Raw genomic sequence first — 21,690 nt, forward strand, 5'->3', positions numbered from 1 at the left:
ACCTATTTGCCCGAGATGCATGAGATATTTACAGATGCCAAACCGTACTATAATACGGACAACGAAAAATCGTACGTTCATAAAGCTTACCAGCATTGCATTAACATCTCGATAGATTATGGGGTGATGGAGAAAGCCAATAATGTTTATGTGCTGCCATCGGAGTTTGGCTGGAGCGACTTAGGTACCTGGGCCTCTATTTATGACCTTGCCGAAAAGGATTATGTAGGCAACGCTGTTATCCCATCAGAGAAGGTGATCATGTATGACTCATCCAACTGTATGGTAAACGTACCTGGCGAAAAGCTGGTGATACTGAAGGGATTGCATGACTTCATCGTAGTAGAATCCAACAACACCCTGCTCATTTGCCCCCGCGACCAGGAGCAGAATGTAAAACAGGTTGTAGCTGATGTGAAAAGCAAATTTGGGGCAAAGTATATTTAGGTTTTTAGTAAGTAGTTGATCTATTTAATCTTAATAACTAAAGCGCTCTTTCAATCAATCTACTCGCTAAAATTTAATAGCTTTGCTAAATGCCTGCACCAAAAAGCGGGATAAAAACAATATATGACTATTACAGAAACCTCCATTGAGGGGCTTATAATTTTAACGCCACGAGTTTTTAACGATGACAGAGGTTATTTTTTTGAATCGTTTAATGCTGATACCTTTAACAAGGTAGCGGGTTACACAGTTAATTTTGTTCAGGATAATCAATCGTTTTCAACAAAGGGAGTATTGCGGGGTTTACACCTGCAAAAGGGCGAGCACTCACAGGCTAAACTGGTTAGGGTAACACAGGGCGAAGTTCTTGATGTGGCTGTAGATTTGCGTAAAGGATCTGCAACATATGGCCAGTGCCAAAGCGTTTTGCTCACTGCCGAAAACAATCATCAGCTTTTTATCCCCAGGGGCTTTGCTCACGGATTTATTGTGTTTAGCAATACCGCTATTTTTCAGTATAAATGTGATAATTACTATAATAAACAGGCCGAGGCCGGCTTACATTATGCCGACCCGACACTGAACATCGATTGGCAAATGAGCTCCGATGAGTTGAATGTATCAGAAAAGGATCAGGAACTGCCTTTTCTGAAAGATATAGGCGACCTGGGTTTTTAAGTAAAACATGATCATGCAAAATAATATTATAGTATTTGGAGCATCGGGGCAGTTAGGGAATTGCCTAAAAAAGATTGCAATTGATAGGGGAGCAGATCACATTCATTTCCTGCCCGAAGATGAAGCAAATATACTTAGAGAAGACCTTTTGGTTAACGTATTTGAAAAATACAAACCAACATTTGCCATAAATTGCGCCGCGTATACAGCCGTTGATAAAGCCGAAGATGAGGTAGATTTGGCCCGAAGTATCAATAATACCGGAGCAGCTAACCTGGCAAAGCAATGCAATGCATACGACTCGACACTGATCCAGATCTCAACAGACTTTGTTTTTAAGGGTGATACACCTTATCCTTTAAAAGAAGATGATATTGCTGAACCTATAAGTGTATACGGCCTTACCAAATTGGAAGGTGAACAGGCTATAGCAGCAATTTTAAAAAAATATTATACCATTCGTACCAGCTGGTTATATTCTGAGTATGGCAACAATTTCACCAAAACCATGTTAAAATTGGGTGCCGAGCGGGATTTGCTGAAAATTATTGCAGATCAGGTAGGTACACCAACCTATGCTATTGATTTAGCTGGTTGTATACTTGATATTGCAGCATCAGGCAATGAAAGCTACGGTGTTTATCATTACAGCAATGAGGGTGTCACCTCGTGGTATGATTTTGCCAAAGCAATATTTGATATTTCAGAAACACAGGTAAAAGTATTACCCATTCGCACTTCAGAGTATCCAACCAAAGCACAACGTCCCGCATTTTCTGTAATGGATAAAACTAAGATCAAAACTACTTTTAATATCGAAATCCCCTACTGGAGAGATAGTTTGGCGGCTTGCCTGGAAAACCTAAGTCAATAGCCTACTAAAGAAAACCTGTAATTTATACAGCGATAAAAAGATAAAGCCCGACTTGAAAATAGCCGGGCTTTATCTTTTATCAGGAGCTGAGAAGATACTATAAAAGTATGGTTCCTGCGGCAACAGTTTCATTTGTGGCTTCATCAACCAATATCAGCGATCCTGTAATGCGGTTTTTGCGATACTCATCAAAAACAAGGGGCTGCGTGGTACGCAGGCGTACACGGGCCATTTCGTTCATTTTGATATCTCCGGCATTTTCCAGCTTTTCCATTGTATTGATATCCAATTTGTAATAAACCTCTTTTATAATGGCCATTACTTCGCGGGTAGTATTTTTAAGGTGATACTTAGCACCCGGGCGTGGCCCGCGGGTGCCCATCCAGCATAGCATAACTTCAAGGTCCTGGCTTACCTGTGGTTCGCTGTCATCTTTTATTATCATATCGCCACGGCTTACATCAATATCATCCTCCAAAGTAATTGAAACCGACATGGGTGCAAAAGCTTCCTCAACCGGACCTGAATAGGTATCGATAGTTTTAATTGCCGAGGTTAAGCCCGAAGGCAGAACGGTTATCTTATCGCCCGGTTTAAAAATACCACCGGCTATACGGCCTGCATAGCCCCGGTAATCGTGATATTCTGCAGCATGCGGGCGAATCACCGTTTGTACCGGGAAACGTGCATCGGTATGGTTTTCATCACTGCCAATATGAATTGTTTCTAATGTGTGCAATAAGCTTTCGCCTTTATACCATGGCATATTCACCGAGTCGTTAACTACGTTATCGCCTTCCAGTGCGCTGATGGGCACATAACGGATATCGGTAACATCAATTTTGCCGGCAAATGCATTGTACTGCTCAACCACCTTATTGTATGCTTCTTCCGAATAATCAACCAGGTCCATTTTATTAATGCAGACGATGATATGAGGAATTTTTAATAGCGAAGCGATGAACGAGTGTCTGCAGGTTTGTTCAACCACGCCTTTGCGGGCATCTATCAATACCAAAGCCAGGTTGGCGGTTGATGCACCGGTAACCATATTACGGGTATATTGAATGTGCCCGGGGGTATCTGCTATAATAAATTTACGTTTTGGTGTAGCAAAATAACGGTAGGCTACATCAATGGTGATACCTTGTTCTCTTTCTGATCTCAAACCATCGGTAAGCAATGAAAGATCGATATGCTGTAACCCTTTTCTTTCGCTCGACTGTTTTACGGCTTCCATCTGATCCTCAAAAATGGATTTGGAGTCGTAAAGCAATCGTCCTATAAGTGTGCTTTTTCCGTCATCTACACTGCCGGCTGTTGTAAAACGTAATAGTTCCATAATTCAATGTGTGTCGCCTTTAGGCACCCCACGCTATATTTTAGCTAAAAAGCTGATTGATCAATTTAAAAATAACCTTGTTTTTTCCTGTCCTCCATTGAGGTATCTGAGCGTTTATCGTCGCTGCGATTACCACGCTCGGTGCTGCGGGTGGCTGATACTTCGGCTACAATTTTCTCTAAAGTATCCGCCTCAGATTCAATACCACCTGTAATAGTAATATCTCCAAGTGTACGGAAGCGCATTAGCTTATTCTCTATAAACTCGCCATCACGCAGCGACAAAAACTCTGATGCAGGCAGCCATGTACCATCACGGTAAACTGCGTTGCGGTTATGCGCAAAGTATAAAGAAGGGATATCTATATTCTCTTGCAGAATGTAGTTCCAGATATCCATCTCGGTCCAGTTACTTATCGGGAAAACCCTGAAATGTTCGCCCATACGTTTGCGGCCATTAAAAATATTCCACAATTCGGGGCGTTGGTTCTTTGGGTCCCACTGGCCAAACTCATCCCGATGCGAAAAGAAGCGCTCTTTTGAACGGGCTTTTTCTTCATCCCTGCGGGCGCCCCCAATGGCAGCATCAATTTTATTATGTTCAATGGTATCTAATAAGGATACTATTTGCAGCTCATTTCGGCTTGCATTAATACCGCTTTCCTCAACCGCACGACCTTTATTTATAGCTTCCTGTACCGAGCCTACTATTAGTTGTACACCAAGTTTTTCAACCAGTTTATCCCGAAACTCCATAGTTTCCGGAAAATTATGCCCCGTATCAATGTGGATAAGCGGCATAGGTATTTTAGCCGGCCAAAATGCTTTTTGGGCCAGGTGAGTAACAACGATGGAGTCTTTACCGCCCGAGAACAGTATAGCAGGACGATCAAACTGTGCAACCACTTCCCTTATCACGTAAATGGCCTCCGATTCTAATTCCTGCAGATGAGTAAGATAATATTTATGCATGGTAACCTTAAATCCGCTAAATCTACCTAAATAGTAGGGTTTAGCAATAAAACTGCAATATTAGCAATTTTTATGCTAATGTTAAGGCTATTAAGTAGAATTTAACCTCAAAAATTAAGCTGATACAGAATATGCTCCGTTGGATAAATTATGAGCAATTATTAATAGCCGCATAAGTATCAACGTTATATATCCACCAATCGTTTAAAAGTGTAGTAGTTTATTACGATGTATACATTATACCATAATATTACAAGTTATAATGAAAAATAATTACTTTTAAAAAATCAGTATATACATACATTTGAATTTATGAAAGGGATCATTTTAGCAGGCGGATCGGGTACAAGGCTTTATCCAATTACGAGGGCAATAAGTAAACAATTAATGCCTATATATGATAAGCCGATGATTTATTACCCGTTGTGCGTTTTAATGCAGGCTGATATCCGGGAAATACTCATCATAACAACCGCCGAGGATAATCACGGTTTTAAGCGTCTTTTGGGAGACGGGACTGAATTGGGATGCAAATTTGAATACGCCATACAAGAAAAACCAAACGGGCTTGCCCAGGCTTTTGTAATTGGTGAGAAATTTATCGGCAACGACAAGGTCGCCCTTATTTTGGGAGATAATATATTCTATGGCACCGGTTTTAATGAACTAATACGCAGCTTTAATGATGTTGATGGAGCAGCTATTTTTGCTTATCACGTGGCCGATCCTGAAAGATACGGCGTTGTAGAGTTTGATGAAGATTTTAAAGCCTTATCTATTGAAGAAAAGCCGGTTAACCCTAAATCAAAATTCGCAGTACCCGGATTGTATTTTTATGATAACAGCGTGATCCAGATAGCGAAAGATCTGGAACCGTCGCCGCGCGGCGAGTACGAAATTACGGATGTAAACAGATTTTACCTGGACCAGGGTACTCTGCATGTTGGCGTAATGGATAAAGGTACCGCGTGGCTGGATACAGGTACTTTTGATTCGTTGAGTGATGCTACAGAGTATGTGCGGGTGATAGAAAAACGTCAGTCGACCAAAATTGGTTGTATTGAGGAGGTGGCTTATCGTCGTGGTTTTATTAACGATGATCAGTTGAAAGTGCTGGTGCAAAAATATTTGAAGAGTGGCTATGGCGCTTATCTGCAAAGTTTGCTGCCTTAAACTCAGGATCCGGTTTTAACGGTTTCGATCATTTTATGGATTACATCCGGCTCTCCGGCATTAAACCAAATAAATGATTTATCTTTCCTAAACCAGGTGAGCTGCCTTTTGGCAAAGCGCCTGGTATTTTGCTTAATCATTTCAATGGCTTTTTCCTGGGTTGATTTGCCATCAAGGTAATCAAAGATCTCGGAGTACCCTACTGTGTTTAATGCGTTTAAATGACGATGTGGGATTAAATCTGTTACTTCTGCCAATAAACCTTGTTGCATCATGATATCTACGCGATCGTTAATACGTTTATACAATATTTCGCGGGGGAGGTTTAAAGCCAGCTTTATTATATTGAACGGGCGTTTATTAACTGTGGATTGCCTGTAAAAGGATATGGGATTGCCCGAACTTTCAAAAACTTCCAATGCCCTGATGATACGTTGAGGGTTACTTAAGTCGACCTCTTTATAATAAACCGGATCAGCTGATTTTAATTTTTCCTGCAGATAGCCTATTCCTTTTTCTTCCAGTTCGAGGTTTAGCTTTTCCCTTGTATGTGGATCGGCGGTTGGCAGATCGTCAAAACCTTCACAAATGGCTTTGATATAAAGGCCGGAGCCGCCTGCCAAAATAACATGATCATGCGTTTTAAAAAGTTCATCAAGTAAAGCAAGCCCTTGCTTTTCAAAGTCGCCAACCGAAAACGCCTCGTTTACAGAATGTGAATCTATAAAATAATGTTTAACCTGGGCTAACTCTGCCGCACTGGGTTTTGCCGTACCAATACTCATCTCCCTAAAAAACTGCCTTGAATCAGCCGATACCACAACGGTATCATAATACATTGCCAGCTCAATTGCAGCTGCTGTTTTACCTACAGCTGTAGGGCCGGCAACTACAATGAGTGTTTTGGGAGTGGAATGGGGCATGGGTAATTATGCGGTAAAAAAAATGTCATTACGAGTTAAGATACCGAGACTCTAAAGGAGGGGGTGACAAATCGGCGAAAGACTTACGAAGTTTTTAAAACTTCGTAAGTCTGGGGTTTTACAACTTGTCATGGGGCGGAACGAAGCATTCACCGCACTGACGGGTATAAATATCTTATTAACTTATATTAATAATCATCACCATCGCGGTGTGGTTTGTCATCATCTTCAAAGCCCTCATCATCTCCAAATTCACCGCCGAATCCGTCATCTTCTTCCTCTTCGGCTTTTTCTTCGGGCAGGTCTGCATCAACATCTGTAACTTCCGAGAAGTCTTCGGTATCCTCAGGATTAAATGCCATCTCATTTAAAAAGTCGAAGTCTTCGTCAGCGGCAGCAGCTACCGTGGGCGTAAATACGTTACCAAACTGTTTAGGTGCTTCACCAACTGATTTAATTACGGCCGGATAAGTAGTGCCCGGTGTATCATTAAGAATGATCTTCATTAATTCTACGTGAAAATCAAACGGACGATCAAAATTGAAAGTGTAGTAAAATTTTTGGTGCGGATCATCGATAAAGCTTAACAGCTTTACATTACTCATCAGCGATACGCCACGGTCCTTCCTTTTTTGATTGGGCAGATAGGTTATTTCTTCACCTTTCATCCACTGATCATTGCTAATATAAAACGATGAAGGAAATTCGGGATTATAGCCGGTTGACTGATGTATTGCGCGGTGTAAATCTTCGAAGGTTTGATTCGATTTTACATCAATCTCCCGCATCACATCATCATAATCTTCGAAAGTAACCCTGAACCTGTATAGTGCCATTATTTTAGTAAATTTTTAGTGGGGACAAAAATAGTGTTTTAATTTAATTTTGAACTTGCCACAACTTTTAAGCCAATTTCTAAACCTTTGATAATTGTGTAGTTAATGGCAGCTTCGCGCGTATTCGGAATCTCACCTTCTAATATGGCTTCGCGGATCTGATTTTTGATAATTCCTACCTCACGACCCTCTTTTATACCAAAAAGCTGCATAATATCTATCCCGGTAACCGGTGGCTGCCAGTTTCTTATGCTATCGCGCTCCTCAACATCTTTTAATTTTTGCTGAACAAGCTCAAAATTGTTACGGTATTTTTTAACCTTATATTCGTTTTTTGTGGTAATGTCTGCTTTACACAACAACATCAGGCCATCAATGTCATCACCTGCCTCAAAAAGTAACCTGCGTACCGCCGAATCTGTTACGATAGATTGCGATAACACAATTGGGCGTAAATGCAGCTGAACGAGTTTTTGCACCTGCTTCATTTTTTCGTTAAGCGGTAGTTTTAACTGTGCAAATATTTTAGGCACCATACGCGCGCCCCTATCTTCATGCCCATGGAAAGTCCACCCGTGACCAGGCTCAAAGCGTTTGGTGGCAGGTTTGGCTATATCATGTAATATGGCGGCCCAGCGTAACCAAAGATCGGTAGTGGTTTCACAAATGTTATCAAGCACCTGCAGGGTATGGTAAAAATTATCTTTATGACCTTTGCCATCAATATAATCAACCCCGTAAAGGCTGGTCATTTGCGGGAAGATTTTGTGCAACAGCCCGGTATCAAACAAATAATTAAACCCGATTGACGGCACAGGCGACAGTATGATCTTATTAAGTTCGTCGGTAATACGTTCCTGGGATATGATGCTGATACGATCGGCATTATTTTTAATGGCGGCCACGGCAATATCGTGAATCCTGAAATTAAGCTGCGACGCAAACCTGATGGCCCGCATCATACGCAGCGGATCGTCGGAGAACGTTTCGGCAGGGTCAAGCGGTGTCCTGATGAGTGTTTGTTCCAGGTCGGCCAAACCGTTGAATGGGTCAAGCAGCGTACCAAAGGTATCGGGATTGAGAGAAATGGCCAGTGCGTTAATTGTGAAATCGCGGCGCTTTTGATCATCCTCCAAAGTGCCGTTTTCCACTATGGGCTTGCGGGAGTCCCGGCGGTATGATTCTTTGCGGGCGCCTACAAATTCAATTTCCAGGTCGCGGTATTTGAGCGAAGCTGTACCAAAATTTTTGTAGATTGCCACCTTTACTTTGAGTTTAGCACCCACCGCTTCGGCAAACTCAATGCCATTACCAATAATTACAATATCAATATCTTTTGAGGGGCGATTTAAAAAAATATCACGAACAAAGCCACCAATAGCATATACCTGTACATTGTGTTGTGCAGCAAGTTTGGATATAACAGAAAATACAGGATGCTGCAGGTGTTCTTTCATAGGAAACTCTAAATTCTAAGGGCTAAATCCTAATTTTTAGGTTTTAAAGCAAAGTGCAAAGGTAAGGTTATTTAAAATTTTAAGAAGCTGTCTGAAATAAATAAATCGCCACGGGTAAGTACACTAACAGCAATGATGAGCTGGTGTTAAGTTAACAACAATCTTAACTTTTGATGCTACCTTCTGATAAACTCAAAACGGCCATCCGGAGCCAGCTTCATAATGGTTGATGGATTTTTGATTTCCTTACTATGCTGATCAATGTTAACCACATAATCAACACCATCTATGATCTCCTGGTCAACCTGCGAAAAGTATTGAGGAGAGGGTTTGCCGCTGATATTGGCAGATGTGGATACCAGTGGCTTACGCAGGCGTTGTATCAACTGCTGACAAAACTGGTGACTGGTTACCCGTATAGCTATACTACCATCGGCGGCTATCAATGATGGTGAAATATTTTTGGCGCCGGGCATTACCAGGGTTAAAGGGTTTTCGGCGTATTCTATCAGGTCGTAAGCCAGGGGATTTACTTCTTGTACATAGCTCTCCAACTTGTTTTCGGTATCCAGCAGAATCACCATGCTTTTAGCTTCATCGCGCTGTTTAAGGCGATAGATCTTTTTTATAGCTTCAGTATTGGTAGCATCACAGCCAATGCCCCAAATGGTATCTGTAGGGTACAGGATAATGCCGCCTTCCTGCAGCACTTTAAAAGCGTTGGCAACTTCGTCTCTAAGCATGATCTATATATTGGCCTAAATTGTTCATAATTTCAAATTCGTTAAGCATTTCCATGCATTTGGGTACGTTATAAAGCTTGCAGGTATTGCGTACACAAGGTTCGCAGGTTAGTTTAGCATAACGTATTATGGATAAGTTTTGTTTATTGTATGGTGCGGTATTATGCTCGTTTCCGGCACCAAATAATACTATAACAGGTGTGCCCACGGCGTTGGCCAAATGGGCCGGCCCCGAATCTGTGGTTAATAAAGCCGCACTCCCGGCCATTAAGCTGCACAAACCGGGCAGGTTGGTTTTACCCGCATAGTTTTCAAGCCGGTCGGCATTTTCCGCTCCGGCAATCAGCTGGTTAACAAATTCAGATTCCTTTGGGGAACCTATAAGGCAAAATATTGTACCCGTAAAGGTGTTGGTTAAAGTATTGAGCAAATGTCTGCCTTTATCAGGCGGCATCCTGCGCGATGTAGCCTCAGAGTTAAAATTGACCAAAACACGGTTGGTTTGTTTTGGGGTACTTAAAGCCGGTATTAGCTCAACGTGTTTGTGCCGGATAGTTTCATCCGTAAACTGCTCAAGCAGATATAAATATTCATCAACCCGGTGAAGATTATCAGGTTTTTTATAAGAATTGGTAAGCAGGAAAAAACCGCCCTCTTTATCAAAACCAATTCTTTTTTTTGCAGATGTGGCCTTACCCATAACTAATGAAGAAAGGGAATGCGGCAGGTTAAAAAACAGATCGTATTTTTCTGCACGCAGTTTTTTACCGAAGCGATAAACACCTGGCAGGCCGCTGTATTCCTGCTTTGAAAAAAGATGGATAGTGGTTATTCCGGGAATAAGCGGGACTAAATTGCCCAGTTCGCTTTTAATGATAACATCAACCTGTGCTAAAGGATAAAGCTGCCTCACTGCGGCAATGAATGCGGTACTCATTACCACATCGCCAAGCCAGTTAGGCAGCCTTATCAGTATTTTCATTTATTGAGTTGATTATGTGAATGATTGATTAAGTGAATGGTTGCGTTATTGGATCTTTTCAAAATCTAACCACTCACTTACCCCAACTTAATCAACTAATTACTAAACAGCAACGTTGTTTTCCCTTAAAGCATCATTAAGGGACGTTTTTTTATCCGTTGATTCCTTGCGGGTACCAATGATTAAAGCACACGGTACCTGGTATTCGCCGGCGGGAAATGTTTTGGTATATGAACCCGGTATAACCACCGAACGTGCCGGTACCCGGCCCTTATATTCAACCGGGGTTGAGCCGGTAACATCAATAATTTTTGTTGATGCCGTTAAAACCACGTTTGCGCCTAATACAGCCTCGTGTTCAACATGTACGCCTTCAACCACAATAGCTCTTGAGCCAATAAAGCAATTATCTTCTATAATAACCGGGGCAGCCTGCAATGGCTCCAATACGCCACCAATACCAACACCACCACTTAAGTGTACATGCTTGCCAATTTGCGCACATGAACCTACAGTTGCCCAGGTATCAACCATGGTACCTTCATCAACATACGCGCCTATGTTTACATATGATGGCATCATGATAACACCTTTGGCCAGGTAAGCTCCATAACGGGCAATACCATGAGGTACCACACGAACGCCGGTTGCTTTATAGTCGGTTTTTAGTTTCATTTTATCATGAAAAACAAAAGGACCAACTTTAATTTCTTCCATACTGCGGGTTGGGAAATACAATACCACGGCTTTCTTTATCCACTCGTTTACGTGCCAGCGTGTACCTATCAGTTCGGCTACGCGAATCTCGCCTTTGTCTAAACGTTCAATAACGGCTTCAATGGCATTAGTATAGTCATTATAATTTAGCAGATTCCTGTCTTCCCAGGCATCTTCAATCAGTTTTTTAAGATCTTGCATTGATGAAATTAACTTTTGGCAAATTAAAGGAATTTTAAGGAGAATTGTTTGAATTAAGGTGAATGTGTTTGAGTAAAACCGGCAACCCGGTATTATTACCACCTAACCTCTTCCTGATTATGAACGCAATGTTCATTTCCTGCATTTTTATTGGCAATATCATCATTGCTGGTTTTTGTAATTGAATTTTCAGTATATCAGTGTTGGATATGCAGAATGCCTTTACCATAAATTCATCAAAAAAGACCTTCAAAACTGGTTGGATAAGCAGCGCTAATTTTTAGCGGATTGATTAGTTTTGTGCTATCCTGTAAAGTTATCATTCGATATAGCTTAATTGGGTCAAACAAAGACGATGGCTAAAAATTATAATTTTTATAAAGACATATTATTTGGAGTTGCTGTTGGTGATGCATTGGGAGTGCCTGTTGAATTTAAATCAAGGGAGGAAATTACTAAAAAACCTGTAACCGATATGATCGGTTACGGAACTTATAACCTACCGCCTGGTACATGGTCTGATGATAGTTCACTTACATTTTGCCTTGCTGATGCTTTAACGGGTGGTTATAACCTACAGGATATTGCAAATAACTTTGTAAAATGGCGCTATAATAATTTTTGGACGGCCCGGGGAAATGTTTTTGATGTTGGTATAGGTACGCAACAAGCTATTGAACGGGTTGTTAAGGGAGTAAAACCCGATTTGGCCGGTAGTTTTGATTCATGGTCAAATGGCAATGGGGCACTTATGAGGATTTTGCCTCTGCTGGTTTATATTAAAGATTTGCCTATAAACGAACGTTTTGCAATAGCAAAAGATGTTTCGTCGGTTACCCATGGACATATCCGTTCTGCAATTGCCAGTTTTTATTACCTTGAGTTTGCTCGGAAATTGCTAACGGGAAATGATGCGCATAGTATCTATCATGAAATAAAACATGAGGTATCATCGTTTTTGGATTCAACAAAAATTAACCGGGATGAGATCAAACTGTTCAATAGTTTATTGGTGGATAATATTTACGAACTTTTAATAACCGACATTAAAAGCAGTGGGTATGTTCTGCATACACTTGAAGCAAGTATATGGTGCCTGCTTACTACATCAAACTATAAAGAAGCTGTACTTAAAGCTGTAAATTTGGGGCTGGATACAGATACTACTGGTGCGGTTACAGGGGGACTGGCAGGATTATGCTATGGGTTTGAAAGTATCCCCGAAGAATGGATACTTAAACTTGCACGTAAAAAAGATATTGATGATTTAGCTGATAGATTGGCTAAAAAATTTGAGAACAATTAATTAAGCAATGCCCGAAAAAGAAAAATTAAGAATAGATAAGTACCTCTGGGCTATCAGGCTTTTTAAAACCCGTACCCTGGCTTCTGATGCCTGTAAAGCCGGGCGGGTAAAGCTGGATAGTAAGAATATCAAAGCATCGTACGAAGTAAAAATCGGCGATACTTACCAGGTATCAAAAGGACCTGATCGTAAAGTAATTAGGGTTACCGGCCTGCTCGAAAATAGGGTGGATGCTAAAAAGGCTATTGATTATTACATGGATATAACCCCGGTTGAGCAAACCCAGGCCTTTAAATCCATGTTTCACGCCCCAATACTTAAACGCGACCGCGGTGCAGGTCGGCCTACTAAACTCGACAGAAGGGAAATTGATGACCTGAAAGATAACTTTTTTGAGAGCGGAGAAGAAGACGAATAATTTGAAAATTCGGTTATTTGAAAATTTGAAAAAGAGAAGACTGGCATCTGAAATTTTCAAATTGCCTCAATATTTCATCTTATTTTCCTCATCCTGCCAAAGTTTAAAAACAGCAAGGGCTTCATTACGCAATAATTGTACAAACGGAAGTTTGCGGTTGGCCATGGGGCTTCCCAGCTCATGATATATTGCATGGTCATCAAAACCTATTTCAGCTGCATCAGCTTTGGTGTTGGCGTAGTAAACCTTATCAATACGGGCCCAGTAAATAGCGCCCAGGCACATAGGGCAGGGTTCGCAACTGGTATAAATTTCGCAGCCCGACAGATCGTAAGTGCCAAGCTCCTGGCAAGCCATGCGGATCACTGAAACTTCTGCATGAGCGGTTGGATCATTAGTAGGCACAACACGGTTAGCGCTGCGGGCCAGGATCATGCCATCCTTGGTGATGACAGCACCAAAAGGGCCACCCATGCCTTGCTTAACATTATATTCTGACAGCTCAATAGCTATCCGCATAAATTTTTCGTGCGCCATGTTTTTCATATTCCTCTAAATTAAAAAACCTCAACCGAAGTTGAGGTTTTTATAAAAATATTTATAATTTGAAAATGTGATATTTTGAAGATTTGAAAATGATTTTTCCTAAGAATTTTCAAATTAGCATATCTTCAAATTTTAAAATCGAAATTATTTTTTCTCTTTCGCGTAGGCGTCGTTAAGTCTTTTAATTACATCGCTGGTAACATCTAATGACGGGTCGCCATATAATACAACCGGGCTTGCTTTTGAATATAGCAATACCAATCTGTAGCCTTTTTCTTTAGCATAAGTTTTGGTAAACTCAGCAATTTTATCGTATTGTTTACTGCTTTCAGTTGCCTGCACATTTTGAAACTCGGCGGTAGCGTTTTGCTGGTAGCCTTGTAATTCCTGTTGCTTGCGTTGTAAACGTTGCTCGGTTGCCTGGCGCTGATCTGCCGGCAAAGTAGCCGCACTTTTTTGATACTCTGCAACCTCACGCTGAAAAGCCTGGCCTTTGTTCTGTAAATCGCTTTGAGAAGCTTTTCCTTTTTCTTCCAGGCGCTTATTCATATCTTTTGTGTACTCGTATTTACTTAATAAAGTATCAGAATTGATATAAACGATGGGTTCTTTACTGTCACTTACAGCAGAGGTAGCAGCGGCCGGTTTATCGGCAGTTTTATTTTGGTTACAGGCGGCTATGCTACCTGCAATTAATATCCCGAAGGTGAATTTTGTTAAAGTTGAAACAGTAGTTTTCATTATCTGACGTAAAAATTAAAAAAGTTTGACAAAGATAAACTTTCATTGCAAGTATCCTAATGGATGTGCAGATTAACTTCGTTGAGGGCTTCGCCGTTTTAGATTTCAGATGTGCAGATGAAGGGGGGAGATGTGCAGATATGAAGATTTCAGATGTGCAGATGAAGACACTGCGGAGCGGTACTGAAAGTGTTGCGTTGTTGCGTTCGCAACAGGTGAAACAGTAAAAAATTGCATCTATTTAGCAATCAGCAAATTACGAATTGTCATAAAACAGAAAACGCAACAAAACCGCAACAGTAGCCGCCATATCACCATTTTAACAATTACATAGCCTCACCTGCTACACATCTGAAATTTGCATATCTGCACATTAATACCTCATCTGCACATCTGAAATTTGAAATCTGCACATCTATCCAAACCTCGCTTTTTATCCACAATTATTCGTTAATCCCGGCTATTTTTCGTACTTTTGAAGGTTGTTGTACTAAATAAATATGAGCGAAGAAAATCAGGACAAATCCAATTATTCAGCAGATAATATACAGGTATTAGAAGGTTTAGAGGCGGTACGTAAGCGTCCGTCCATGTACATTGGTGATACAGGCGTTAAAGGTTTGCACCATTTAGTATATGAGGTAGTTGATAACTCTATTGACGAAGCCCTTGCCGGCCACTGCGACACAATAAAGGTTTTTATATTAAAAGATAACTCGATAAGGGTTGAAGATAATGGTCGTGGTATTCCAACTGCGATGCACACTAAGGAGCAAAAATCGGCTTTAGAGGTAGTAATGACCGTGTTACACGCCGGTGGTAAATTTGATAAGGATACTTATAAGGTATCGGGCGGTTTACACGGTGTGGGTGTTAGTTGCGTTAACGCGTTGTCTATCCATCTTACTGCGCTGGTTTACCGGGAAGGTAAAATCTGGACGCAGGAGTACTCAGAGGGAAAACCTTTATTTGATGTTAAAACCATTGGCGAAACGGATAAAAGAGGTACTACCATCATCTTTAAACCGGATGCTACTATATTTAGCCTTACCACCGAGTATAAATACGATACCCTTGCCGGTCGTTTACGCGAGCTTTCATTTTTAAATAAAGGTATCCGCCTAACGTTAACCGATGAGCGGATCCCTAATGAAGATGGCTCTTTGCCAACAGAAGAATTTTATTCTGAAGGTGGTTTGCGTGAGTTTGTAAAGTTTTTGGATGGCACACGTACAGCTATTATCCCCGATCCTATTTACCTTGATGGTATTAAAAACGGTATCCCGGTTGAGCTTGCTTTTCAATATAATGATACTTACTCTGAGAATGTTTTCTCATACGTAAATAACATCAATACCATTGAAGGTGGTACCCACGTAGCCGGTTTCCGCAGGGGGTTAACCCGTACTTTAAAAGCATATGCTGATAAATCGGGCTTGCTGAAAAACATGAAAATGGAAATTACCGGTGATGACTTCCGCGAGGGGTTAACGGCCGTAATTTCGGTGAAAGTTCAGGAGCCGCAGTTTGAAGGACAAACCAAAACCAAGTTAGGTAATAACGAGGTTATGGGTGCTGTGGATATGGCTGTAGGAGAGATCCTTGGTAATTTCCTGGAAGAAAACCCTAAAGAAGCCAGGCTGATTGTTAATAAGGTAATATTGGCCGCTACTGCCCGTGCTGCAGCCCGTAAGGCCCGCGAACTGGTGCAGCGCAAGAGTGTGATGACGGGATCTGGCTTACCGGGTAAATTATCTGATTGTGCCAATAATGATCCATCGCTGTGCGAACTATACCTGGTTGAGGGTGACTCGGCAGGTGGTACTGCCAAACAGGGCCGCGACCGCGAATACCAGGCTATTTTACCTTTACGTGGTAAGATACTTAACGTGGAGAAAGCCATGGAGCACAAAATTTATGAGAACGAAGAGATCAAGAACATGTTTACCGGCCTTGGCGTTAGCCGCGGTACACCTGATGATGATAAAGCGCTTAACATTACCAAACTGCGTTACCATAAGATCATCATCATGACGGATGCGGACGTGGATGGCTCGCACATTACAACCTTGATCCTTACCTTCTTTTTCCGTTATATGAAAGAATTGGTAGAGGCCGGTTATGTATACATTGCTTCGCCGCCGCTTTACCAGGTTAAAAAAGGTAAAGAGTTTGAATACTGCTGGAATGATGTACAACGCGATGCCGCTGTACAACGCCTTAAAGGTGCTGGTAAAGAGGATAGCGTACACATACAACGTTACAAAGGTTTGGGCGAGATGAACGATATCCAGCTTTGGGATACTACCATGAACCCCGCCACCCGTACACTTAAACGTGCTACTATCGAAAACGCTGCCGAGTGCGACCATACCTTCAGCATGCTGATGGGTGATGAGGTTGCCCCACGCCGCGAGTTTATTGAGCGTAACGCTAAGTATGCCAAGATAGATACATAGGAGCCCCCCCGGCCCCCTGAAAGGGGAGTCAGCGGACAAATATGCAAGTAAACAAAAAGCCTTCCAGATATGGGAAGGCTTTTTTGCTTTAATTCAAAATATCTGCAAATCAAAAGGCTCCCCCTTTAGGGAGTTTGGCGGCAAGATTTTAAATTTATATACATAATTTTGTTATGCATATAAATAATTTATACATTTGGGTATGAGCACAAACCCATTGTTAAAAGGCACCTTGCAAACCATTATTTTAAAACTGCTGGAAGACAATGCCGAAATGTATGGTTACGAAATTACCCAAAAGGTAAAGGAAGTTACCGCCGGCGAGATCCTGCTGACCGAGGGGGCGCTTTACCCGGCTTTGCATAAGCTGGAGGCTGATGGTTTCCTGGAAACTTTTACCCAGGTAGTTGATAACCGGGTGCGCAAATACTATCGCCTTACCGAAGAGGGAGGTAAAGAGGTTACCAGCAAACTTGATGAGGCTCGTTCGTTCATTGACCAACTGCAGACGTTGTTAAACCTTAAACCTGCTTTGAAATGATATCAGGACAAGAGCTAAAATGGATTGATACGCGTATGGAAATATGCGACATTAAATACCAGGAGATTTATGATGAGATCTTGGATCATGTTATCACGGCCATTGAAGAAAAACGTAAAGCGGGTGACCAGCAGGATATTAAATGGCTGTTTCAGGACGTAATCGACGAGCATTTTAAGGGCTTTTTTGGGATAGAAAAACTGGCTAAAGAACAGGAAGACGTATACAGGCAAGGTATGCAAAAACTTTGGCTGCAAAGCGCTAAACAATATCTTACATGGCCAATGTTGGCTTTTATAGTATTGGTATTGTTGATCAGCTTAAAGCTACCTGATATACGGGTGGTAAAAATTTTCTTACTATTAGGATGCTTACTATTGGCTTTTTCGCCGGTAATATATGCCTACTTGTCGTTGCCCGGTAAGTTGAATACTGTTAAAGGAAAAAAGTCGCTTTTGAGGTCACAGCTCATAACTAAAACGCAAATACCCGCGTTTTTGCTCAACGGAATGATCTATTTGCCACAGCTCTTTTTTATATTTAATAATGGGGCCGAAAATTGGAGCGTTTTTAAACATATCCCGTTACCAGTTTACATTACTATAATGATGTTTTTTGTGGTATTGAATTTAACAGCCATACGCTTTTGCAGGAAGGTGGTAGCGACCAAAGCCATAACATAACCCAAACAATAGTACAATCAAACCTTAAACCGTCTTTAAAATGATATCGGCAGAAGAATTAAAATGGATTGAAGAGCGTATGAAAACATACGAGATTAAATATGGAGAGATTTACAATGAAATTCTTGACCATATTATATCTGCTATTGAAAAAAAGCGTGTGGATGGCCACAACGGTAATATTGAAATCCTGTTTCAGCAAGTGGTTGACGGTCAGTTTGGCGGGTATGAGGGCATAGCAAACCTGGCGATGAACAAGGAAGACGTCTACAACCAAAACATCCAAAACCTATGGTGGCAAAGTTTAAGATACTATCTTACCTGGCCTATACTGGGGTTTACAATTGTAGTGCTATTACTAAGTCTTAGGCTACCGAATACGGAGCCGGTAAAGTTGTCAATGCTGATGGGGTGTATGTTGCTGGCCGGTTCGTCCGTTATCTATGCACATTTTTCGTTGAAGGAAAGGGTATTGAAATCTGTAGATAGCGGCCAACGCTTTTTAAGGCTCCACTTGATTAAAAAGGCAGCAACATCATTTGGCTTGCTTAATTGGCTGCTCTTTTTTTTGCCGGCCTATGCTGTCGACTATTTACATCCAATAATTCTGATGATGGTAATGATGCTGTACATATTGTTAAACCTTGCCGCTATACGCTTTTGCCAGCAATTTAAAACGTTAAAACCTATATCCCATTAATATGAAGCCAAACACCTGCCAGGACGAATTATTAAGCAGTTTCAATTTTATGAGTAACCATTGGTGTGGAGCTGTTTTTAGTTTATGCCCTCGCCTTTTTTAAATTAAGCAGGGCAGAATTTAAAGTGAAGGTGACCAAATAACAGTTACTATACTATTTTAAAGTCCTGCCTTTTTTAACGCGGGGCTTTTTTAGTTTAATAACCTGTTTACCATAATCAATCACTGCTTTATATTTCATCAGGATATCGCCGCCTAAAACGCCCAATACCTGTGGATGCCCCATTTGGCTATAGGCTATGTTAATGGTAGACAGATCTAAAACAGCCACCTCAAAATCATCTAACAATACCTTACCTATATACATGCCTCTGATGAGGGCGGTAAATGACTGCATGGTGTTGGTACCTAAGCCCGTTGACAACCGATCGCTTTCCAGTATCGATGTGGTTTCACTTGCTTCGGCCAGTATGGATTGGTCAAACGCGGTTTTGGATGCCCCGGTATCCACTACCATAATAAAAGCTTTGCCAAACAGGGTCACTTCTATCAGGGGATGAAAGCCATCGTCGTGCAGGTCGATGATCTGGAGGGGAATGGATGTCATAATTGTAGATGTGCAAATTATAGAGATGTGCAAATATGCAGATTACAATCAGCGATTCACAAATGTGTTAATTCATTAATTAAAAAGGATAACCAATGGCTAAGTTAAACACGGCATAGCGGGTATTAAAATTCCAGCGTTGACCATTTGTAGCGTATGGCGAGCGGAGTGGGTAACCAAGGTCTGTACGCAGTACCAGTACAGATAGGTCGAAACGTAACCCAAAACCGGCATCAACTGCAATATCATTCAAAAAATCTTTGCTGAAAGCGGCACCCTTTCGTCCGCCACTGTGCAACAGCCATATGTTACCTGCGTCAACAAACAATGCGCCACGCACTATGCTAAATAATTTTGGCCGATACTCCACATTGGCTTCAATTTTTATATCACCCGATTCATCAGGTAAAAAGTCGCCCCTGTTAACATTCACACTTGTGGCCGGGTTATATGATCCCGGACCTATTGAACGCGCCTGGAAACCGCGCAAGCTGTTCGGTCCGCCTATAAAAAACTGCTGGCTGTACGGTAACTGGGTGGAGTTGCCATAAGGTAAGCTAACGCCAACTATCAAGCGGCTTGCAAAGGTGCTGTTGGGCCCGGTTTTATGGAAAAACCTTATCTCGTTCTCCAGCTTAACGTATTGGTTAAATACTGCGCCAAACAACTTTTTTACTTTGCCTGCGGTAGTATCGGCACCGGTAACTAAGCCATATATATTGTTTGATAAGCCAACCTTACCATTGTAGTATAGTGTATTGGTTCGGTAATCTTCGGTAGTATTGGTAAAGGTGTAACCATAGCTTGGGCCCAGCGTAAACTGCTTGTCAATAACATGCTGTAATGCAGGGTTTGGGGTATTTTTGATACTATCCTTATAAAGCTGCGATACACTTTCGGGGTTTACAAATGATAAATTGAAGATGTTTAACTCATGACTGCGGTGAACATTCTCTTTCCACTGGTAACCAAACGATGCGTTAAACGAATTTAAGGTATATAGCTTTTGCCGGTTAACCAATGTATATCCCAATGTTAAGTTGGTACGCGGAATATAAGCGTTATCGGCTTTTGGATATATGGGGCTGATGAATCTTGGCCACGATATCGTGGTGGTGATACCGGCCTGGTATACATTAAAGCCGTTATTGTTACCGCCCAATTGCACATCTGTACTACCAAACAAGGTTATGGCTAAAGCTTCGGCACCTTTAAAGGCATTGCGATGTTTCCAGTTAAGGTTTACCTGCGTACCGGTGTAGTTGGCTGATGTAGTACGGCCCAGGATTTCCAGCTGTAATGATTTTTTTGGGTGTGGTGTTAAAAAGTAGTATACATCCAGCTTTGGCGAGTCGGGTGTTACATCCTCAAACCTGTTTTTTACAAATTTGTATGGCCCCAGGTTAATAAAGCGGTTTAAAGAGTTGTTATGGGTAGTACGGTTATATACGTCATTAGGGCGCAATAAAACCGTATTGGCAAAAGCATAACTGCTGATGGTTTTTCTTCGTTCAACAACGTTATACCAACGGTATGGCTTTGCTTTATCCATCATGAGCGAGGTATCCCTTAAGGAGTAACTTGGGTACACATAAATATTCCTGATGGTATAAATTTCCTGCGCCCTTTCTGCTATAGTATTTTTAACGGCCACAAAAATATCAACCTGGTGGCCGGCGATAGTACTGTCAACCTTCATGATCAGGTCCTCGGGTGCAAAAAAGTAAAAACCTTCTTCTTTTAACCGTGCATCTATCCGGATACGTTCGTTTTTAATTACATCGAGGTTGTAGTTTTCACCAGGTTTTAATAAGGTTTTAGCAGCTGTTCCGGCTATTGCGGTATCGATGCTTTCATAACCTTGCGGAAAGGTCACCTTCCTGATTTTGTATGCCGGGCCTGCCTGGGCGGTATAAACAGCTTTGGCCGTTTTACGCTTACTCACCGTATCGCCGGTAACCTGTGCCTGGAAATAGCTTACATTTTGTAACCGGTTTTGTAGTATGCTGCTGTTTTTTTCGAGGTCTACAGCGCTTACTAAAACAGGTGGTTCCCCAAATTTGGTGTTAAGCCAGTGAGCCAGTCCCTTGGTTTTTTTTGTCCTGGTTATATTATAGATATACAGTTTTACCCTCAAATCCAATATAGATCCGTTGGGAAGCGGCCTGAGTAAAGCTTCCAGATTATTGCTTAATGCTTCTTTATCGCTTTTTTTAATGTCTTTATCCGCAATTTTTACCTCTCCACCTGTATACAATTTCTGACCAGGTAGCAAATATTTGGTATTACTGCATGCATTCAGCAAAACAGTTAATATCAGTATATATCTTAAATTTCTGATCATG

21 protein-coding genes and 1 pseudogene are annotated in these 21,690 nt (G+C 41.4%); 10 read left to right on the top strand and 12 right to left on the bottom strand.

What is annotated here, in order from left to right:
- The 3 genes and pseudogenes from AC1DO4_RS16810 to rfbD all read left to right on the top strand — a co-directional run.
- Positions 1 to 447: pseudogene (locus tag AC1DO4_RS16810) on the top strand (mannose-1-phosphate guanylyltransferase); the annotation flags it as partial.
- 123 nt (positions 448 to 570) lie between these two features.
- Positions 571 to 1,125: a dTDP-4-dehydrorhamnose 3,5-epimerase gene (gene rfbC, locus AC1DO4_RS16815; RefSeq protein ID WP_477417850.1), complete on the top strand. Its 555-nt coding sequence runs from the start codon at positions 571 to 573 to the stop codon at positions 1,123 to 1,125.
- A 13-nt stretch (positions 1,126 to 1,138) separates the two neighbouring features.
- Positions 1,139 to 1,999 (top strand): dTDP-4-dehydrorhamnose reductase, encoded by an 861-nt coding sequence (gene rfbD / locus AC1DO4_RS16820; RefSeq protein ID WP_477417852.1) that lies wholly within the window; start codon positions 1,139 to 1,141, stop codon positions 1,997 to 1,999.
- Positions 2,000 to 2,096: 97 nt separating this feature from the next.
- Here rfbD and AC1DO4_RS16825 read toward each other — a convergent pair whose 3' ends face one another.
- Both AC1DO4_RS16825 and cysD read right to left on the bottom strand, forming a co-directional pair.
- Positions 2,097 to 3,341 carry a sulfate adenylyltransferase subunit 1 gene (locus tag AC1DO4_RS16825; RefSeq protein WP_477417854.1) on the bottom strand — a complete coding sequence of 415 codons (1,245 nt, stop codon included), beginning with the start codon at positions 3,339 to 3,341 and terminating at the stop codon, positions 2,097 to 2,099.
- A gap of 65 nt (positions 3,342 to 3,406) precedes the next feature.
- Entirely contained in the window at positions 3,407 to 4,312 is a 906-nt protein-coding gene (cysD, locus tag AC1DO4_RS16830; protein WP_477417856.1) for a sulfate adenylyltransferase subunit CysD, read from the bottom strand.
- 312 nt (positions 4,313 to 4,624) lie between these two features.
- On the opposite strand from cysD, the gene rfbA reads away from it, so the two are divergent.
- Complete coding sequence (gene rfbA, locus AC1DO4_RS16835) at positions 4,625 to 5,485, top strand: glucose-1-phosphate thymidylyltransferase RfbA (protein ID WP_477417858.1); 861 nt, start codon at positions 4,625 to 4,627, stop codon at positions 5,483 to 5,485.
- Positions 5,486 to 5,487: 2 nt separating this feature from the next.
- Here the strand turns inward: rfbA and miaA are convergent, their stop codons facing one another.
- The 6 genes from miaA to AC1DO4_RS16865 form a co-directional block, all read right to left on the bottom strand.
- A complete protein-coding gene (gene miaA / locus AC1DO4_RS16840; RefSeq protein ID WP_477417860.1) occupies positions 5,488 to 6,408 on the bottom strand; it encodes a tRNA (adenosine(37)-N6)-dimethylallyltransferase MiaA in 921 nt (306 codons plus the stop codon).
- Positions 6,409 to 6,596: 188 nt separating this feature from the next.
- Complete coding sequence (locus AC1DO4_RS16845) at positions 6,597 to 7,244, bottom strand: IS1096 element passenger TnpR family protein (protein WP_477408363.1); 648 nt, start codon at positions 7,242 to 7,244, stop codon at positions 6,597 to 6,599.
- 38 nt (positions 7,245 to 7,282) lie between these two features.
- On the bottom strand, positions 7,283 to 8,701 hold the full coding sequence (locus AC1DO4_RS16850; RefSeq protein ID WP_477417862.1) for a CCA tRNA nucleotidyltransferase: 1,419 nt from the start codon (positions 8,699 to 8,701) through the stop codon (positions 7,283 to 7,285).
- A 176-nt stretch (positions 8,702 to 8,877) separates the two neighbouring features.
- Positions 8,878 to 9,444 (bottom strand): L-threonylcarbamoyladenylate synthase, encoded by a 567-nt coding sequence (locus AC1DO4_RS16855; protein WP_477417864.1) that lies wholly within the window; start codon positions 9,442 to 9,444, stop codon positions 8,878 to 8,880.
- A complete protein-coding gene (locus tag AC1DO4_RS16860) occupies positions 9,437 to 10,426 on the bottom strand; it encodes a glycosyltransferase family 9 protein (protein ID WP_477417866.1) in 990 nt (329 codons plus the stop codon). The genes AC1DO4_RS16855 and AC1DO4_RS16860 overlap by 8 nt, the downstream gene beginning before the upstream one ends.
- Before the next feature lie 102 nt (positions 10,427 to 10,528).
- On the bottom strand, positions 10,529 to 11,344 hold the full coding sequence (locus tag AC1DO4_RS16865) for a 2,3,4,5-tetrahydropyridine-2,6-dicarboxylate N-succinyltransferase (protein ID WP_477406903.1): 816 nt from the start codon (positions 11,342 to 11,344) through the stop codon (positions 10,529 to 10,531).
- 355 nt (positions 11,345 to 11,699) lie between these two features.
- Between AC1DO4_RS16865 and AC1DO4_RS16870 the strand changes: the two genes are divergently transcribed.
- Together AC1DO4_RS16870 and AC1DO4_RS16875 are read left to right on the top strand one after the other, a co-directional pair.
- Complete coding sequence (locus AC1DO4_RS16870; RefSeq protein ID WP_477417868.1) at positions 11,700 to 12,650, top strand: ADP-ribosylglycohydrolase family protein; 951 nt, start codon at positions 11,700 to 11,702, stop codon at positions 12,648 to 12,650.
- A 7-nt stretch (positions 12,651 to 12,657) separates the two neighbouring features.
- Positions 12,658 to 13,068, top strand: a complete 411-nt coding sequence (locus AC1DO4_RS16875) for an RNA-binding S4 domain-containing protein (RefSeq protein WP_477417870.1) — start codon at positions 12,658 to 12,660, stop codon at positions 13,066 to 13,068.
- Between the two features lie 66 nt (positions 13,069 to 13,134).
- Here the strand turns inward: AC1DO4_RS16875 and AC1DO4_RS16880 are convergent, their stop codons facing one another.
- Both AC1DO4_RS16880 and AC1DO4_RS16885 read right to left on the bottom strand, forming a co-directional pair.
- Complete coding sequence (locus AC1DO4_RS16880; protein WP_477417872.1) at positions 13,135 to 13,614, bottom strand: nucleoside deaminase; 480 nt, start codon at positions 13,612 to 13,614, stop codon at positions 13,135 to 13,137.
- A gap of 144 nt (positions 13,615 to 13,758) precedes the next feature.
- Complete coding sequence (locus AC1DO4_RS16885) at positions 13,759 to 14,355, bottom strand: OmpH/Skp family outer membrane protein (protein WP_477417874.1); 597 nt, start codon at positions 14,353 to 14,355, stop codon at positions 13,759 to 13,761.
- 500 nt (positions 14,356 to 14,855) lie between these two features.
- On the opposite strand from AC1DO4_RS16885, the gene gyrB reads away from it, so the two are divergent.
- From gyrB to AC1DO4_RS16905, 4 genes are all read left to right on the top strand, one after another.
- Positions 14,856 to 16,814, top strand: coding sequence for a DNA topoisomerase (ATP-hydrolyzing) subunit B (gene gyrB, locus AC1DO4_RS16890; protein WP_477417876.1), 1,959 nt, complete (start codon positions 14,856 to 14,858; stop codon positions 16,812 to 16,814).
- 202 nt (positions 16,815 to 17,016) lie between these two features.
- Positions 17,017 to 17,355 (top strand): PadR family transcriptional regulator, encoded by a 339-nt coding sequence (locus AC1DO4_RS16895; protein ID WP_477417878.1) that lies wholly within the window; start codon positions 17,017 to 17,019, stop codon positions 17,353 to 17,355.
- Positions 17,352 to 18,038 carry a hypothetical protein gene (locus AC1DO4_RS16900; protein ID WP_477417880.1) on the top strand — a complete coding sequence of 229 codons (687 nt, stop codon included), beginning with the start codon at positions 17,352 to 17,354 and terminating at the stop codon, positions 18,036 to 18,038. Before AC1DO4_RS16895 ends, AC1DO4_RS16900 begins: the two co-directional genes overlap by 4 nt.
- A gap of 40 nt (positions 18,039 to 18,078) precedes the next feature.
- Positions 18,079 to 18,738 (top strand): hypothetical protein, encoded by a 660-nt coding sequence (locus AC1DO4_RS16905; protein ID WP_477417882.1) that lies wholly within the window; start codon positions 18,079 to 18,081, stop codon positions 18,736 to 18,738.
- 154 nt (positions 18,739 to 18,892) lie between these two features.
- On the opposite strand, the gene AC1DO4_RS16910 is transcribed toward AC1DO4_RS16905, so the two are convergent.
- The gene (locus AC1DO4_RS16910) at positions 18,893 to 19,345 is read right to left on the bottom strand and encodes a retropepsin-like aspartic protease (protein WP_477417884.1); all 453 of its coding nucleotides are present in this window, start codon (positions 19,343 to 19,345) and stop codon (positions 18,893 to 18,895) included.
- Between the two features lie 79 nt (positions 19,346 to 19,424).
- Positions 19,425 to 21,689 carry a translocation and assembly module lipoprotein TamL gene (tamL, locus tag AC1DO4_RS16915; protein WP_477417887.1) on the bottom strand — a complete coding sequence of 755 codons (2,265 nt, stop codon included), beginning with the start codon at positions 21,687 to 21,689 and terminating at the stop codon, positions 19,425 to 19,427.
- Position 21,690 lies beyond the last annotated feature (1 nt).

This window comes from Mucilaginibacter sp. P5_A6 (assembly GCF_056400585.1).

Bases quoted from the DNA above. Each gene is read 5' to 3' on its own strand.
- rfbC (WP_477417850.1), top strand. From the start codon at position 571: ATGACTATTACAGAAACCTCCATTGAGGGGCTTATAATTTTAACGCCA.
- rfbD (WP_477417852.1), top strand. From the start codon at position 1,139: ATGCAAAATAATATTATAGTATTTGGAGCATCGGGGCAGTTAGGGAAT.
- AC1DO4_RS16825 (WP_477417854.1), bottom strand. From the start codon at position 3,341: ATGGAACTATTACGTTTTACAACAGCCGGCAGTGTAGATGACGGAAAA.
- cysD (WP_477417856.1), bottom strand. From the start codon at position 4,312: ATGCATAAATATTATCTTACTCATCTGCAGGAATTAGAATCGGAGGCC.
- rfbA (WP_477417858.1), top strand. From the start codon at position 4,625: ATGAAAGGGATCATTTTAGCAGGCGGATCGGGTACAAGGCTTTATCCA.
- miaA (WP_477417860.1), bottom strand. From the start codon at position 6,408: ATGCCCCATTCCACTCCCAAAACACTCATTGTAGTTGCCGGCCCTACA.
- AC1DO4_RS16845 (WP_477408363.1), bottom strand. From the start codon at position 7,244: ATGGCACTATACAGGTTCAGGGTTACTTTCGAAGATTATGATGATGTG.
- AC1DO4_RS16850 (WP_477417862.1), bottom strand. From the start codon at position 8,701: ATGAAAGAACACCTGCAGCATCCTGTATTTTCTGTTATATCCAAACTT.
- AC1DO4_RS16855 (WP_477417864.1), bottom strand. From the start codon at position 9,444: ATGCTTAGAGACGAAGTTGCCAACGCTTTTAAAGTGCTGCAGGAAGGC.
- AC1DO4_RS16860 (WP_477417866.1), bottom strand. From the start codon at position 10,426: ATGAAAATACTGATAAGGCTGCCTAACTGGCTTGGCGATGTGGTAATG.
- AC1DO4_RS16865 (WP_477406903.1), bottom strand. From the start codon at position 11,344: ATGCAAGATCTTAAAAAACTGATTGAAGATGCCTGGGAAGACAGGAAT.
- AC1DO4_RS16870 (WP_477417868.1), top strand. From the start codon at position 11,700: ATGGCTAAAAATTATAATTTTTATAAAGACATATTATTTGGAGTTGCT.
- AC1DO4_RS16875 (WP_477417870.1), top strand. From the start codon at position 12,658: ATGCCCGAAAAAGAAAAATTAAGAATAGATAAGTACCTCTGGGCTATC.
- AC1DO4_RS16880 (WP_477417872.1), bottom strand. From the start codon at position 13,614: ATGAAAAACATGGCGCACGAAAAATTTATGCGGATAGCTATTGAGCTG.
- AC1DO4_RS16885 (WP_477417874.1), bottom strand. From the start codon at position 14,355: ATGAAAACTACTGTTTCAACTTTAACAAAATTCACCTTCGGGATATTA.
- gyrB (WP_477417876.1), top strand. From the start codon at position 14,856: ATGAGCGAAGAAAATCAGGACAAATCCAATTATTCAGCAGATAATATA.
- AC1DO4_RS16895 (WP_477417878.1), top strand. From the start codon at position 17,017: ATGAGCACAAACCCATTGTTAAAAGGCACCTTGCAAACCATTATTTTA.
- AC1DO4_RS16900 (WP_477417880.1), top strand. From the start codon at position 17,352: ATGATATCAGGACAAGAGCTAAAATGGATTGATACGCGTATGGAAATA.
- AC1DO4_RS16905 (WP_477417882.1), top strand. From the start codon at position 18,079: ATGATATCGGCAGAAGAATTAAAATGGATTGAAGAGCGTATGAAAACA.
- AC1DO4_RS16910 (WP_477417884.1), bottom strand. From the start codon at position 19,345: ATGACATCCATTCCCCTCCAGATCATCGACCTGCACGACGATGGCTTT.
- tamL (WP_477417887.1), bottom strand. From the start codon at position 21,689: ATGATCAGAAATTTAAGATATATACTGATATTAACTGTTTTGCTGAAT.